Source organism: Flavobacterium hydrophilum (assembly GCF_003202405.1).
GTDB lineage: Bacteria > Bacteroidota > Bacteroidia > Flavobacteriales > Flavobacteriaceae > Flavobacterium > Flavobacterium hydrophilum.
Genome location: NZ_QJHL01000007.1, coordinates 187595 through 202875, shown reverse-complemented (window position 1 = coordinate 202875; position 15281 = coordinate 187595). Strand labels below are relative to the sequence as shown.

Below are 15281 nucleotides of genomic sequence, written 5' to 3'. Positions count from 1 at the left end.
AACAAAATAGCCGAAAATTTTTAGAGCATTTCTAGTACTGATAATTATACAACTACAGGTTTCAATTTTATAAAAGTTAATTTTAATTGTTTGTTTAATTTTATCGCGGCAATACTATCGCCACAAAGTTTTCCTACACTAAATGTTTACTCAGTAAAACAGCAAACTTAAACGTTATTAAAAAAGTTCAGCCAAAAAAATAATTTAAAAATCAAAGTCATGGTCGAAAAAAATTATGATCCGGATAACGAAAATTGTCCTGAAAAAGACACAATAGAAAATCTTTATTCAAAAAAAAATTCTGAAAAAAATAAAAATATACAGACTGTTGAAGAATTTATAGATGATAGTCCAAATCGGATTTCAAATAAAAATAATCTGCACCATACCGATTCAGATTATTATGATGAAAAGAACAAATAAGCAAAAAGGCATACATTTTTATACAATGTATGCCTTTTATAATTTATAAAAGGTACGTTTATTTTATAGCACCAATAATATCATATTTAGTGATAATGTGATGATTTCCATTTCCTAAATCTACTAAAACGGCATCGTTTTCCTTTGTAAACAGTTTGGAAACTTCTTCAATTGAAGTGCCTAATTTTACGATCGGAAAAGGTTTTCCCATTACTTCTTTGATTGGTTTTTCTGCAACATTTTTATCAACTACATAACTTCTGAACAAATCAGTTTCATCTACAGAACCTACAAATCCGTTAATATCCACTACCGGAATTTGTGAAATTTTGTATTTACGCATACGCTCAATAGCATGCGAAACCAATTCTTCGGTACGGACTACGATTAATTCCTTGTCAATATGGTCTTTTATAACATCTTCTGCTTTTGTAACATTTTCATCCAGAAAACCACGTTCACGCATCCAGTCGTCATTGAACATTTTACCTACATAACGACTTCCCGAATCATGAAATAATACCACCACAACATCATCCGGTTTGAAATGTTCTTTTAGCTGCAACAATCCTTTTATACAAGCTCCTGCAGAATTCCCAACAAAAATGGCTTCTTCCATCGCAATTTTCCTTGTATAAACTGCCGCATCCTTATCGGTTACTTTTGTAAATCCGTCGATTAGTGAAAAGTCAACATTTTTAGGTAGAATATCTTCACCTATTCCCTCAGTGATGTATGAATAGATTTCGTTTTCATCAAAAATTCCGGTTTCGTGGTATTTTTTAAAAACCGAACCATACGTATCAATCCCCCAGATTTTAATATTCGGATTTTTCTCTTTTAAATATTTTCCAACACCCGAAATAGTTCCGCCGGTTCCTACTCCCACTACAAAATGAGTAATTTTACCCTCTGTCTGTTTCCAGATTTCAGGCCCTGTCTGCTCGTAATGCGCAAGGGTATTGGATAAATTATCGTATTGGTTTACATACCATGAATTTGGTGTTTCTTCAGCCAGACGTTTAGAAACCGAGTAATAAGATCTTGGATCTGTAGGCTCCACATTGGTAGGACAGACTACTACTTTGGCACCAACAGCACGCAAAATATCCATTTTTTCTTTAGATTGTTTATCTGATATTACACAAATCAGCTTATATCCTTTTATAATAGCGACTAGCGCCAATCCCATCCCGGTATTTCCCGAAGTTCCTTCAATTATAGTTCCGCCTGGTTTTAAACGACCATCAGCCTCAGCATCTTCAACCATTTTCACGGCCATTCTGTCTTTAACGGAATTGCCCGGATTAAAAGTTTCAACTTTTGCCAATACCAAAGCATCAATTTCAGCAACTATTTTATTTAGTTTTACTAATGGTGTGTTGCCAATGGTTTCTAAAATATTCTTTGAAAAATCCATTTTATATACTTTTAATTTTTGCTTTAAGATAAAACAAATTTCGTTCTATTGAAAGAAATTCCAAACCAAACCAAACCGGATGGTGAAATCACGATATGGATTATTTGGAGCTGAATAATAATTGCTTTCGCCAAAAGCAGCATTAAAATGTTCTGCTTTTAAATAAATTCTGGTCTGACGGATTCTTCCATTCAGGAAAAAATCAAAAGTTGGATAGCCTCCAATTTTCTTAGTGTCCTGAACAAAAAATTCTCCTACTACAGGATTGTAATCATTTCCATAATACTTTGTAAAGTAATTAAAGATGATTCCGGTTTGAATATAAAGTGCTTTTTTAAATAAATAGGTCGAATAATAAAATGTGTTTCTGGTTACAAAGTCAGGTACATTCAAAATTGCTTCAGACTGATCTACTTTTTGGTACAAAAATGTATTGTCTAAAGCAAATTTTCCAAATTTAAATTCCCTGTTTGCTTTTACTTCTAAATAATTAATTGCATTTCCATATTGAAACGGTCTCACAATTTGCTCACGATCTTCAATTTGTTGTGATGTAGCGTCGTCTTTAAAATATAAATGATCATTCAAAACTGTATAAGTTGCCTCGGCATTTAGCCATGGAGTATATATCTTGGCACTAAGCAAATTGATTTTTTCATTTTTGAAATCATTTTCATTTGACCAATTGTACTGTATATAACTGCTTTGATAAAGAATATAGTTGTTATTAGGCAGTTTACTGATGTTTCTGTAACGGAAATCAAATTGAATTTTTTCGTTTAAATTATACCTCAGCTTCGCATCCAAATCAGAAATTGCTGTTTTTGTAATGGATCTTGAAAATAAAAATCTTCCATTCCATTTATTTTTCTGGTATTCATATTGTGCTCCAAAACTATTAATCTCCCTGAATAAATTGTCCGGGATGGTATTGTCTTCATCAATCACAATAATTCTTTCGTATTTATAATTTGACCTGTAATCATCAATAAAAAAATTAAATTTCCCTAGTAATGAATTCTCATATGCGACTCCTACTCTATTATACAATTTTTCAAAACGAGTCTGGTCCTTAATGTTACTGGTGACATAAGACTCCCCAAATCGCTGTACAGATGTGCTGCCTACGATTGATAAAACTGTCGGCTGTTTGTATTCGAAAAATTTATTTTCAAAATTAAACTGATGTGTTATGTATAAATTATTATTTCCCTGTTTAGGATTTATCCTGAAAGCGTGATCAAAAAATAGTCTTTTCCCTTTTAAGAAAGATTCGGCATCTGTCAGATAAACTTCCAGTCGCTGACGATTGGTGAAGTTTGGATCTCCACTTTCAAAATCCTCAGAAGTTGTAATTCCGCCGTTTTCTTCATTTAAAACATCCTGATATGCATAATGGGCATATAACACATAACGCTTTTCAGTGGTATTATAACTTGCCCCAATTCTAAAATTCCCAATACTGGTTAACTGGTTGATGTATTTCCCTTCTGATCTCAGCCCTCTGTAAGCCGCAAAAAAATTAAGGTTTTTTGATGTATTCAGCGTAATAAACGAATCAACATTTTGTCCTTTTCCAATAGAAGTATTAAAAAATAATTCGGTCAATGGTGTTGCTACATGGTAATAGTGAATCTCGCTGGCATCCATAAAATTAATATGCTTTCCCTGAAAACCAATATCCGGATAAGGAGAAAAATCAGTAAGACTGTACTGTAGTGTATTGTAGGGCTGTCCGATGTTAGAAAAAGGCAAAAGTCCAAAATTATCCCTTCTTAGATAATTTTGTTTATAAGCACTTTTTAGCGTCAGCGAAGTATCTACAATAGTTGTATCGTGTTCTAAAGTAACGATTTGATATTGTTCAATTTTGGCTACAAGCACTTTTTTCTTTTTTACAGTATCCGTAATACTTGAATATTGCGAATTCATATCTAAATTCTTTTTAGGAGTTACTTCCTGAGAAAACAATAAAGAAGGCAGAACTAATAGATATAGAAAAAAAAGTATTCTCATTTGATAGCGTATGTATGTGTAATGATTTCGATAAAATTGCTAAAGCAAAGGTAAATTATAAATATGTATAAATAAAAAATCACATCAATTTATGCGACTGCTTTAGCAAATAGAATGAGAACGTATATTTTTACAGAAAATTTTATAATATTTGTGTTTTAAAAGTCAAAAGAAATGCTTCAGAAAAATTTTTCAGGACATATTTTCGAAACCGGAACTGATGAAGCCGGCCGAGGCTGTCTTGCCGGCCCTGTAACCGCAGCAGCAGTAATTTTACCTGCTGAATTTGAACATTCTTTTTTGAATGACAGTAAACAATTATCTGAGAAAATAAGAGAATCCCTAAAACCTATTATTGAAGAAAATGCCGTTTGTTTTGCCGTTACCCATTTACATCCGGATGAAATTGACGAAATAAATATCCTGAATGCTTCTATGAAAGGTATGCAGGAATGTATCCTGAAATTAAACAAGGTGCCAGAATTCATTATTGTTGACGGCAATCGTTCCTTAAATGCAAAATTAGGTTTAAAAAACACTTTTGGAAGACAATTCTCTGCTACTGAAATTGAATTACTAAAATCGATTCCGAATCAAAGTATCATAAAAGGAGACAGTAAATTTCTAAGTATTGCTGCGGCTTCTGTTTTGGCAAAAACATATCGTGATGAATTCATGAACAAAATTCACGAAGAATTTCCGATGTACAACTGGAAAAAGAACAAAGGTTATCCAACCAAAGAACACCGCGAAGCTATTAGAAAATACGGCACTACAAAATACCACCGAATGAGTTTCAGGCTCCTGCCGGAACAATTAGAACTGGATTTTTTTGAGCAATAAAAAAAGCCTGTCGAAATTGACAAGCCTCATTTACTAAAATCTATTAACTAAAACTGAAATTTGTATCCAAAATCCGGTGAAAAACCAATTTGATCTTTTTGATTTATACTATTGGTAAGTCTGTTGTATTCCTTCGTAAAAATATTGGTGTGATTGGTCACATTTTGTAAATCGATATAAAACTGATGGAATCTCTTTTTCTTTTTACTGTTGAATTTGATTCCAAATTTTACATCCAGCCTTAAATACGAGTCGTATTGTTTGCTAAAGGCGTTGGTATCATCCCTGATTTCGTAACCCGCATCATTTGAAGCCTGTAAATCTACCGGTGTATAATAACGACCTCCGGCTGTGGTAAACTTGGTATCTATTGAAAACACATTTTTCCTGGCTTTTCCGATTTTAAATTCTTTTCCTCCCAAAAGATTCACCACGTAACCGTTATTAAAAGGTGAATTTCGTTCTATACCATCACTCCCTTTATATTTACTTTCAAAAAGCGACGTTGTAAATAAAGTGTAATACCCTTCGCTGAAGAACTTCTCGACCGTAAATTCAATTCCCTGATTATGTCCTTTCCCTTTGCTTACCAATGATGTTTTATCTATCGAATAACCAAAATCTGCCCCTTCTGTCAAGGTTGAATAACTGCCTGGGAAGGATTCCACCCCGGCTTTACTGATATCCTGATAATAAACTTCTACTTTCCCCCTCCATTTTTTAGAAAATCGTACATCATATCCCAAAACATAGTGCTGACTCTGCACTAAATCCAGGTTTCTGTTAGCCTGTACAGGGTTTCCGTTTACAAATTCATTCAGGAACAAAATAGGAGCCGGCACACTCTGATGATGCAGACCATATCCAAAATTAATGCTATTCGATGGATTAAAGGCATAGGAAAGAGCTGTTCTGGGTTCAAAAACAAACTGTTCGTTTATTGAAAAGTACTGTCCGTGGATACCTGCATTAAAAGTTAGCTTTTCTGTCAATCGAAACTGACCCTGAGCAAACGGCTGCACAATGTTGTAATTTCCGTCAATATCTACTATCTGTACTAAATCGGCATAATCGTCGCCATCAGCATCGTCTTGTCTGTCTCTTGTCTGCATATCTGCTTTAAGAGAATAATTTTCTAAAAGCAATCCTGCCCTGATGGTCGTTTTTTTGCTCAGTTTGGAATTGAACAAAGTAGAGAATGTCATTCTGTTTTCAGTATTGTCAATATCTGAAAACCTCAGTTTATTTTCAGCAGGTGTGCCAAAATCGTAATAACGGTCATTTTTGTAAGTGTTCCCCGAATTAGAATATCCAATAATTGTCTTTAGCGAAGAATTACTCCCAATAGACAAATTGTGTTTCAAACCTATTGAGCCAAACAGGGACGTTACATATCCATCTTCGTCCTGAGCGGCAAAAGGGTCTTCTTTGTCTATGTCTTTTCCTAAAAAATCAATATCTGAAGTTCCGTAAATTCCAAAAATAGAAAAATTGCCTAGTTTACTTTTGCCAAAATCAACATTAAAACTAATATCACTGTAATTTGGCTGCGCATCTGTTCCTGCTAATCCTGTAACACCTACAAAACCATATCTTGCGGATGCAACAAACGAACCGCCTTTTTTGCCTAGCGGACCTTCTGCCATAAATTCTAATCCCGGATAAGCACCTGCACTGATCATGTATTCATACTCATCCGGATTTCCTTTTCTAAAGCCCAAATCAAAAACACCGGCAATTGCGTTTCCGTATTCTGCAGGAAAAGCAGATGTCATAAAATCAGAATTAGCCAAAAGATTCGGGTTTAAAGCAGAAACAGGTCCACCTGTAGTTCCCAAAGTCGCAAAGTGATTCGGATTTGGTACGGGCATTCCTTCAATTCTCCACAACATTCCGGAAGGAGAGTTTCCTCGTACAACAATATCATTACGGCTGTCATCACCTGTTGAAACACCGGCGAAATTTGAAACCAGTCGTGCCACATCACTTCTTCCTCCGGAAAATCTCGTAACTTCCTCGGGGCTAAACTGTTTTGTAGAAACGATAGCCATTTTATTAATCGCTTTCGCTTTATTGGATGCGGAGGTAATTACAACTTCATCTAAGCTATTGAACTGTTCGGTTAGTTGGACAGTCAACAGGTTATCTTTTCCCGTAGTAATATCGAGATCAGAAACCGACGTGCTTTCATATCCTGTTAAACTTATAGAAATACTTTGTCTTCCTAAAGGAATTTCCGATAGTTTAAAATTACCTTCTTCGTCAGATGTTGTTTGCTTTTCATCATTTCCGACAAGCATAATAACAGCTCCCGAAATTGGTTTTTCAGATTGTTTGTCAATTATTTTGCCTTTGACAACTCCAGTCTGGGCGTAGAAACCCAGAGTAAAAAAACTTAAAAAAATCAGAAATATACTTTTCATTTTTATTTTGCATTACAGTTATAGCAAGCAAAAGTAAAAAGCTGAAATTTCTTAAAAATTGACTTGAGTTAAGATTTACTATTTAGTGTTATCCGGGTTCTTATACGGCTTAGACTTTCCGGCTGAATCCCTAAATAGCTGGCTATGTGTTTAAGAGAGACCCTTTCGACTACTTTTGGGCAATATTTTACAAAACGCAGATATCGCTCTTCATGAGAAAGAAGCGACATTGCCATATTTCTTCCTGTTAAACCTTTGATAGTCCTTTCCATCATAATACGCAGGAAGGAATTAAACACGGGATATTCTGAAACCAGCTTTTCAAAATCACTTTTATAAACCAAATAGAGTTCACAATCTTCAAGAGCCTCTATATTTTGCAGGGATGGCTTTCCATATAAAAAACTTTCAAAGTCAGCATACCAGTCATTTTCGAAGAAAAAATTACCGGTAGACTCTACCCCGTCAACCAAATAATAATAACGAATACAGCCTTCAGCAATGAAAAAACCGAAATTACAAAAATCACCTTCTACCAAAAGGTGTTCGTTTTTTTTAATTGTTTTTAACCTTAGTATATTTTTAAAAGCTATACTTTCGTTTTCGTTACAATCAATTAATCGGGATAAATCTGTAATTACGCTTTGCATCGCTTAAGACTTTAGAAACTTGTTTTTAGTATTTAAAAACATATAACTGAAACTATTAAAAAAAATTGTTCCAAAAATTCTTATTAAACAAAAATATGCAATTTACATCAATACAAAAGTACCTGACAATGAGTATTTAGTTAAATTTAATGATGAAGATTTTTAGCCTATGAATTCTAATTATTCGCTAAAATTTAAAAACTATTTTCATTATTTTTTGCTTTTTAAAAATTCAGCAAATTGTTTGGTATCAAAATAAAATGGTCTGATATCCGTAATTTTTCCATCTTTTAAATCAAAATGTTCAGAGATTGGCATTGAAAGTGTTTTACCTGATTTTTTTGCTTTGCATTTTATGGTAAAATAAATAACAACTTCATTTTTAGAAGCATCACTAAAATATACAGGCTCCTTTTCTATTTCCAATTCGAAAAATTCAGTTGATTTTGCAAACATTTTAGTCCATTCATTAAAACCTTTATATGTTCCGCCGTATGGAAGTCCTTCAGCCTGATTGTAAATTGCGCCGTCTTCAATCAAAGTCGCCATGGTATTAAAATCTCTGGTTTTAAAAAGGCATTCGTAATATTGAGCTACAATTTTAAAATTCTCAACTTCCAGATTTTTCAAAACATCAGCTTCAGACAAAGTTGCATCTTTATCCCAAAAACCAATAATCTTACTTACCTGACCTTTTCCATTTAATCTGGCGAAATCACGACCGCCCATTATGAGCTTATTTTTAGAATCCTGAATTTTCCATTCCCAGGTTACGTAATTGTCTTTTACAACTTTTGCTCCCGAAGTTAATTTCGCATCCGGAAATTTTTTATAAAATTCATTGATCACATTATTAAATGCAGCAATACCTTTTATTGAAGCAGAAGGATCTTCAAAAGTACTGTCGTCAAGCCAGATTGTTTTGATCAGTTTTAATCTTGCATCGCTATTTTTCTCCTGCCAGGCTTTTTCATAAACCGTAACCGGGTATAATTTATCCTTCTTTTGAGCCAGAAGGCCATTACATATAAAAAGAATACAGATGAAGTAAATTTTTCTCATAAGTCAGACAGATTAGATTAATAAAGCTTGTACATTAAGTATTCACTCAAATTTAGCACAAATACAGAAAAGAATTACAATACTTTTATAATTTTCGCCATCTATTTTAGAATTGTTTTTGATGATGATTTTTCATCAGTTCGATTTCTATCTTCACATCCAACAAAAACAAATACTATCTCAGCTTACATTATTTATTTTTTTGAAAGCAAATTTGGGAGCTAATCTGTAAATAAAATAGAGGAACTTCACTTTCGAAACCCTTATTTCAGTTTTGTTTCGGGTAATTCCTTTTAACATTTCTGTAACTGCTTTTTCGGGCGAAATGGCAATCTTGGGGGGATTTCCATGGTGCCATGGCGTATTAACAGCCGGAAATAATACTTCTATAACTTTAATGTTCTCGTTTTTTAACTGCTCACGCAAAACCTGCGTAAAAGAATGCAATGCTGCTTTTGAAGCATTATAAAAGGTGTAAATTGTTCTTGGAACATAAACCAGTCCTGTTGTAATATTTATAATTTTAGAATTACTGTTTTTAATTAAAACCGGGTAAAAAAGTTTTATCAGCCGAATCGGTGCAAGAAGATTTGTAGCCATTTCTTCCTTTATTTTTTTCAGAATAAAAGGGTCTTCAACAAAATTAGTTTGGGATACAATAGCAGCATTGTTAATTAAAACATTGACGTGTGGATGATTTTGAATAATCCATTCAACAAAAGTTTCACATTCAGGTTTCTGAGCGATATCGCACTGGTAAATAATTAAATCGGGTAATTGTTTTTGTGCGACAGAAAGTTTCTCCAGAGAACGAGAACAGGTAATTACTTTATTGCCTTTTTCAATAAGCTGTCTGCACATTTCGAATCCAATACCTGAACTTCCGCCGGTAATGATAACAGTACTATTTAAGATTTCCATAATTCGTTTTTTATAATTATGAATCAAAAATAGTTTACCGCCTGAAGGCTTACATTGACCTATGTTAAGTCTTGCGTTTTCTTTTGAGCCTGCTGAGTGATTCGGGCTGAATTCCTAAATAAGAAGCTATGATTTGTTGTGAAACACGATTTTCAATGTTTGGAAATTCGGCTGAAAAGATTTCGTATCGTTTTTCTGCGTCCAAAAGGAGTAATTCCCTTTCGCGTTTTTCTTTAATGTAAAACGCTTTTTCGAGAACCTGGACTAAAAATGCATTCCAAAACGGATTCTTTTCTTTTATGTCTAACCAATCCGCATAATCGATTTCAAGTATTTCGGCATCTTCCAGCGCTTCAACAGAAAAATAAGAAGGTGTATTATAAATCATAGCCGAGTAAGAACTGATAAAATTCTTTTCGGCTATAATATTTTTTGTGAATTCGTTTCCGTTTTCGTGAGTGTAAACATATCGAAATAATCCTTTAATAAGGAAAGCCATTTTACGCGGAACCTGACCTTCATTGATAAAATAATTTCCTTTATGAATTTTTTTATACTCTGAAATATTTAATAATTCCTGCAGTTCCTTTTCCGGAAGGTTTAAATGATTTAAAAATGATTTTTTCTTTTCATTTTCCATACAGAAATACTTTTGAAAAGTTTACACAAATTCAGCCTCAAACAACTGAGTTAAGTGTTTTATAATTTTGGATTTTACTTCTTCTTCATCCACTTTTTCAACTCCCAATTCTACATTTAGAGAAGTAACAGCTTTCCCGCGGATGCCACACGGAATAATATTATCAAAATAACCTAAATTAACATTTACGTTTAAGGCAAATCCGTGCATCGTTACCCAGCGTGAAGCACGTACGCCCATTGCACAGATTTTACGGGCAAACGGAGTTCCAACCCCAAGCCAGACACCGGTTTCACCATCGCTTCGGCCACATTCTAATCCATATTCTTTTAAAGTCAGAATAATGGATTCTTCAAGAAAACGTAAATACTTATGAATATCGGTAAAGAAGTTTTCTAAATCCAGAATCGGATAACCCACAATTTGTCCGGGACCGTGATAGGTAATATCTCCGCCACGATTGATTTTATAAAAAGTCGCTCCTTTTGCTTCGAGCTGTTTTTCGTTTAATAACAAGTTTTCGAGATCGCCGCTTTTTCCTAAAGTATACACATGCGGATGCTCAACAAACAATAAATAATTTGGAGTTGGCAGATCAAGTTCCTCTCTTCTGTTTTTGATTTTTAAATCGACTATATCTTTGAAAATTTCTTCCTGATATTCCCAGGTCGATTTGTAGTCTCTTTTTCCCAGATCCTGAAGTTGGATTTTTTTATTCATTTTGTTTATTTTTCAAACTCAACATCAAAGTTAAGTTTGTCGGGATTCTCCATATAATCCGTGAAAGGGTACTGAATTGTGATTGTTTTTCTGTCCTCACTGAATAAAGCATTCGGATTTGAAACTTTTTTTATTTTTTTAGGGAAATGATATTTCACAACATAATTAGACGATGCAAAAATCATTTTTGACATATCCGCAGCCGAATCATTAGCTTTTTCAGTAATTTTTTGTTTGTCTATTATTGCCTTACGGGTAAATTTCTTTCCGTCGTAAGTGTAGTTTAATTTGCTTTTGTTATCTCCAAAATTACTGCCAAGAGGGTTCATGCCTGTACCTCCTTCTAACTTTTGAAGCGTGCTGATAGTTTGCAAAATATCCTGCATTTCGTTGACCTTTTTAAAATCTGTTGAAAGTGTCATTAAAAACTCTTTCTTTTCAGAACTCATTTTGGTATGAACAACAAAATTTTCTATTTTTTTAAGTTCTTTCTGCATTTCCGGAGAAAGTTTGGCGATACTGTCTTTCTTCTCTTCAAATAATTGTTTGAATGTAAAAGTAGAATCCATATCTTTTTTTGCATCGGCTCCCATTTGCTGGCCCAGCTGGTCTCCGGCCATTGCCATCATGGAAGAGCCATCAAGATCTACAGAAAATTTGCCGGTTCCGTTATCGTTGATTGTGATGTTTTCTGTGAAAGTGCAGCTTGTTAAGGTTGCAAGTAAAAAAGAAAAACTCAGTAGCTTATATAATTTCATGTAAACGTAATTTTTATCAAAGATACGAAGTCTATTTTATTTTTGAAGATTTTGAAATTCTAAGCTCTAAAGGTGCTAAGATTTTATTATCGTTTTTTATTGTCACAGTAAAAATAATAGTTCTTATAAAACAAGATTTCTCATCTAGCCCCGATAACAGCGGAAATCCTTTTGCTTTTGTTCTTTAAAAAGTAAAAGATTGGAGCGAATAGCGGGACAGAACGTCTTGAAAAACCTGATTTTTCTGCTCCTGAAAAAAAACATTATTGTATTCTAAAACTTTAGACTTTATGATTTTGCAACTTTAAGACTTAAAAACTATCTTTGCACACTTAAAAAACAGTATATAATGGCCTTATCTGAACAAGAAATCATCCGAAGAGAGAAACTTCAAAACTTACGCAACTTAGGAATCAATCCTTATCCTGCTAATCTTTTTCCTGTAAATCATACTTCAAAGCAAATAAAGGAGTCGTTTGAAGAAGGTAAGAAGGTAATCGTTGCCGGACGTTTGATGAGTGTTCGTGATCAGGGTAAAGCTTGTTTTGCTGAATTACAGGATAGCGAGGGGCGTATTCAATTGTACGTGAATCGTGATGTTTTGTGTGAAGGTGACGATAAAACTTTGTACAATCAGGTTTTTAAAAAATTAACCGATTTAGGAGATTTTATTGGTATTGAAGGTGAATTGTTTACGACTCAGGTTGGTGCAAAATGTATTCGTGCAACTGGTTTTACTTTTTTGAGTAAAACATTGCGTCCGTTGCCTTTACCAAAAGTGGACGAGGAAGGAAATGTACACGATGCTTTTAACGACGCCGAATTGCGTTACAGAATGCGTTATGTAGATTTAACGGTAAACCAGCATGTTAAAGAGACTTTTCTGAAACGCACCAAGTTGTTTACTGCTATGCGTGGTTATTTTAACGATGCGGGTTATCTTGAAGTGGAGACTCCTGTTTTACAACCTATCGCGGGTGGTGCTTCGGCAAGACCTTTTATTACACATCATAATTCGCTTGATATTCCGCTTTACATGCGTATTGCGAATGAATTGTATTTAAAAAGATTAATTGTTGGTGGATTTGAAGGTGTTTATGAGTTCTCTAAAAACTTCCGTAACGAAGGAATGGACAGAACGCATAATCCTGAATTTACCGCAATGGAAATATATGTAGCTTATAAAGACTACAACTGGATGATGGAATTTGCTGAAGGTTTATTAGAGCATTGTGCCGTTGCTGTGAATGGAACCAGCGAAGTTACTTTTGGCGAGCACACCATCAACTTTAAAGCGCCTTATGCACGCGTTACGATGACGGATTCTATCAAACATTTTACCGGTTTTGATATCTCTGGAAAAACAGAACAGGAATTGTTTGAAGCTGCACGCGGAATGGGAATCGAGGTTGACAACACCATGGGTAAAGGAAAATTGATTGATGAGATTTTTGGAGCTAAATGCGAAGGAAATTATATTCAGCCCACTTTTATTACTGATTATCCAAAGGAAATGTCACCGCTTTGTAAAGAGCACCGCGATAATCCAGATTTGACTGAGCGTTTTGAATTAATGGTTTGTGGTAAAGAAATCGCAAATGCGTATTCTGAATTGAATGACCCAATTGATCAGCGTGAGCGTTTTGAAGACCAAATGCGTCTTTCTGAAAAAGGTGATGATGAGGCAAACGGAATTATCGACGAGGATTTCTTAAGAGCGCTTGAATACGGTATGCCTCCAACATCAGGAATGGGAATTGGAATGGACCGTTTGATTATGTATTTGACAAACAATGCTTCTATTCAGGAAGTTTTATTGTTCCCCCAAATGCGTCCGGAGAAAAAACAGACAGTTGAACTTTCTGATGAAGAGAAATTTATCGTTGATTTATTGAAAGGAAATGATAATAAAATGGATCTTCAGCAATTAAAGATTACGGCAAATTTAAGCGGTAAAAAATGGGATGCATCTATGAAAAATTTATCTAAACACGGTTTGACTAAAGTTGCTGTGGAAGGTGAGTTTAAGTTTGTGGAATTGGTGGGGTAAATTCAAAATAAGAATATTCCAAAATTGGATTTTATAATATTTCAAACCCGACAGATTTTAAAAATCTGTCGGGTTTTTTATTAACTTTACGTAAGTTTAAATTATTTAAAATTACACTCATGAACACTTTAGAAATTAAACTAGAAATATTTGACAAACTCAAAAATATTGAGGACGTAAGTTTACTTGAAAAAATTAGAAGCATTCTGAAAAATGCAGATACTTCGGAAGTTTATAAATTCGAACAATATGAATTGGATATGCTAAAGGAAAGTGAAGAAGATATCAAATATGGCAGAGTTATTTCTCATGAGGATTTAGACAAAGAAGATTTGGAATGGCTGTCAAAATAGTTTGGACTAAAACCGCTGTTGTTCAACGAAGAAAAATATTACTTTATTGGAAGGAAAGAAATAAATCTGCAACTTATTCGAAAAAACTACTTGCTGAAATTTCCGAAAGAGTCCAATTTTTAGTGAATAATCCTGAAATATACATTACAACAAGTTTTCCTGATATCCGGGTTTCAACATTAGGACACTATAATATTTTTTATAAAACAACTTCACGTGAATTAATTGTAATAGCATTTTGGGATAATCGCAGAAATCCAAAAACAATTTCTAAAATATTACAGAAATAAATAACCCGACCTATTTTTTTAAAACTTGTCGGGTATATTATTAATATTAAAACGAATACCTCTCCAATTTCTTCCCCTGAATATCTAAAATCTTAGAGCTCTCTTTCGGAACCTTTCCTTTATGTTCGTGCTGAACTGAAGGATTTGAAGGATATTTTCCATTGCTGAATTTTATATGATGAAGCTTTCCGCTGCTTTCCATGATTAAATCATAAAACTTTTCAGTTGGTGTTATAGTGACATAAATTGGAAAATCAGTAACTGAGAATCTATTAATTAGGCTTCCGTCATTATTTAAAATATATCCTGAACAACCTCCGCTTCCGCAGAAATAGGAATTTGAGAAGCCTACAAAATATTCGTTTTTCTGATCGTTATTTAAATCGAAAGCTTCGTAGTAGAAATAGCGTTCTTCTTTTGTTAGTGTCGGAAGATCTTTTTTTAATAAAACATGCAATTGCTTCCGAATCAATTCGACTGCTTTATCATCTTTGGGAGGAGCATCACTTACATCTGCTGTACCGCCAATTGTTTTTGATAAGGTATCCTGAACAATCGTTTTAATGATATTTTTTTTATGGTCTTTGTTTTGACAGGAATATAATGTTGAAATTCCGATTAGAATTAAAATTATACGTTTCATAATTCTGCTTTTTAAATTCATATTATGACTTAAATTACAAAAAATATTCGACAAAAATAAACCCGACAG

At 33.8% G+C, this 15281-nt stretch carries 15 protein-coding genes; 5 read left to right on the top strand and 10 right to left on the bottom strand.

All coding sequences use genetic code 11. The features are described from left to right. Positions 1 to 219: 219 nt before the first annotated feature. Entirely contained in the window at positions 220 to 423 is a 204-nt protein-coding gene (locus tag DMB68_RS21720; protein ID WP_110348720.1) for a hypothetical protein, read from the top strand. Positions 424 to 481: 58 nt separating this feature from the next. On the opposite strand, the gene DMB68_RS21715 is transcribed toward DMB68_RS21720, so the two are convergent. Both DMB68_RS21715 and DMB68_RS21710 read right to left on the bottom strand, forming a co-directional pair. Beyond that, the gene (locus tag DMB68_RS21715; RefSeq protein WP_110348719.1) at positions 482 to 1843 is read right to left on the bottom strand and encodes a pyridoxal-phosphate dependent enzyme; all 1362 of its coding nucleotides are present in this window, start codon (positions 1841 to 1843) and stop codon (positions 482 to 484) included. Between the two features lie 45 nt (positions 1844 to 1888). Beyond that, on the bottom strand, positions 1889 to 3859 hold the full coding sequence (locus DMB68_RS21710) for a putative porin (protein ID WP_110348718.1): 1971 nt from the start codon (positions 3857 to 3859) through the stop codon (positions 1889 to 1891). Positions 3860 to 4033: 174 nt separating this feature from the next. Here DMB68_RS21710 and DMB68_RS21705 point away from each other — a divergent pair, with 174 nt between their 5' ends. Continuing rightward, positions 4034 to 4702 (top strand): ribonuclease HII, encoded by a 669-nt coding sequence (locus DMB68_RS21705; RefSeq protein WP_110348717.1) that lies wholly within the window; start codon positions 4034 to 4036, stop codon positions 4700 to 4702. A gap of 47 nt (positions 4703 to 4749) precedes the next feature. Here DMB68_RS21705 and DMB68_RS21700 read toward each other — a convergent pair whose 3' ends face one another. The 7 genes from DMB68_RS21700 to DMB68_RS21670 all read right to left on the bottom strand — a co-directional run bounded on the left by DMB68_RS21700 (position 4750) and on the right by DMB68_RS21670 (position 11876). Further along, a complete protein-coding gene (locus DMB68_RS21700) occupies positions 4750 to 7125 on the bottom strand; it encodes a TonB-dependent receptor (RefSeq protein WP_110348716.1) in 2376 nt (791 codons plus the stop codon). Positions 7126 to 7193: 68 nt separating this feature from the next. Next, positions 7194 to 7775 (bottom strand): Crp/Fnr family transcriptional regulator, encoded by a 582-nt coding sequence (locus DMB68_RS21695; protein WP_110348715.1) that lies wholly within the window; start codon positions 7773 to 7775, stop codon positions 7194 to 7196. A gap of 210 nt (positions 7776 to 7985) precedes the next feature. Continuing rightward, positions 7986 to 8837, bottom strand: coding sequence for a nuclear transport factor 2 family protein (locus tag DMB68_RS21690; protein WP_110348714.1), 852 nt, complete (start codon positions 8835 to 8837; stop codon positions 7986 to 7988). A gap of 180 nt (positions 8838 to 9017) precedes the next feature. Then, positions 9018 to 9758, bottom strand: coding sequence for an SDR family oxidoreductase (locus DMB68_RS21685; RefSeq protein WP_110348713.1), 741 nt, complete (start codon positions 9756 to 9758; stop codon positions 9018 to 9020). A gap of 64 nt (positions 9759 to 9822) precedes the next feature. After that, entirely contained in the window at positions 9823 to 10398 is a 576-nt protein-coding gene (locus DMB68_RS21680; protein WP_110348712.1) for a Crp/Fnr family transcriptional regulator, read from the bottom strand. Between the two features lie 21 nt (positions 10399 to 10419). Then, positions 10420 to 11118 (bottom strand): lipoyl(octanoyl) transferase LipB, encoded by a 699-nt coding sequence (gene lipB / locus DMB68_RS21675; RefSeq protein WP_110348711.1) that lies wholly within the window; start codon positions 11116 to 11118, stop codon positions 10420 to 10422. A 5-nt stretch (positions 11119 to 11123) separates the two neighbouring features. Beyond that, complete coding sequence (locus DMB68_RS21670) at positions 11124 to 11876, bottom strand: hypothetical protein (RefSeq protein ID WP_110348710.1); 753 nt, start codon at positions 11874 to 11876, stop codon at positions 11124 to 11126. A 349-nt stretch (positions 11877 to 12225) separates the two neighbouring features. Between DMB68_RS21670 and lysS the strand changes: the two genes are divergently transcribed. The 3 genes from lysS to DMB68_RS21655 all read left to right on the top strand — a co-directional run bounded on the left by lysS (position 12226) and on the right by DMB68_RS21655 (position 14569). Next, positions 12226 to 13926, top strand: a complete 1701-nt coding sequence (lysS, locus tag DMB68_RS21665) for a lysine--tRNA ligase (RefSeq protein WP_110348709.1) — start codon at positions 12226 to 12228, stop codon at positions 13924 to 13926. A gap of 119 nt (positions 13927 to 14045) precedes the next feature. Beyond that, positions 14046 to 14279, top strand: coding sequence for a hypothetical protein (locus tag DMB68_RS21660; protein WP_110348708.1), 234 nt, complete (start codon positions 14046 to 14048; stop codon positions 14277 to 14279). Next, positions 14264 to 14569 (top strand): type II toxin-antitoxin system RelE/ParE family toxin, encoded by a 306-nt coding sequence (locus DMB68_RS21655; protein ID WP_110348707.1) that lies wholly within the window; start codon positions 14264 to 14266, stop codon positions 14567 to 14569. Before DMB68_RS21660 ends, DMB68_RS21655 begins: the two co-directional genes overlap by 16 nt. A gap of 46 nt (positions 14570 to 14615) precedes the next feature. Here DMB68_RS21655 and DMB68_RS21650 read toward each other — a convergent pair whose 3' ends face one another. Continuing rightward, positions 14616 to 15212 (bottom strand): hypothetical protein, encoded by a 597-nt coding sequence (locus DMB68_RS21650; protein ID WP_110348743.1) that lies wholly within the window; start codon positions 15210 to 15212, stop codon positions 14616 to 14618. Positions 15213 to 15281: the final 69 nt, after the last annotated feature.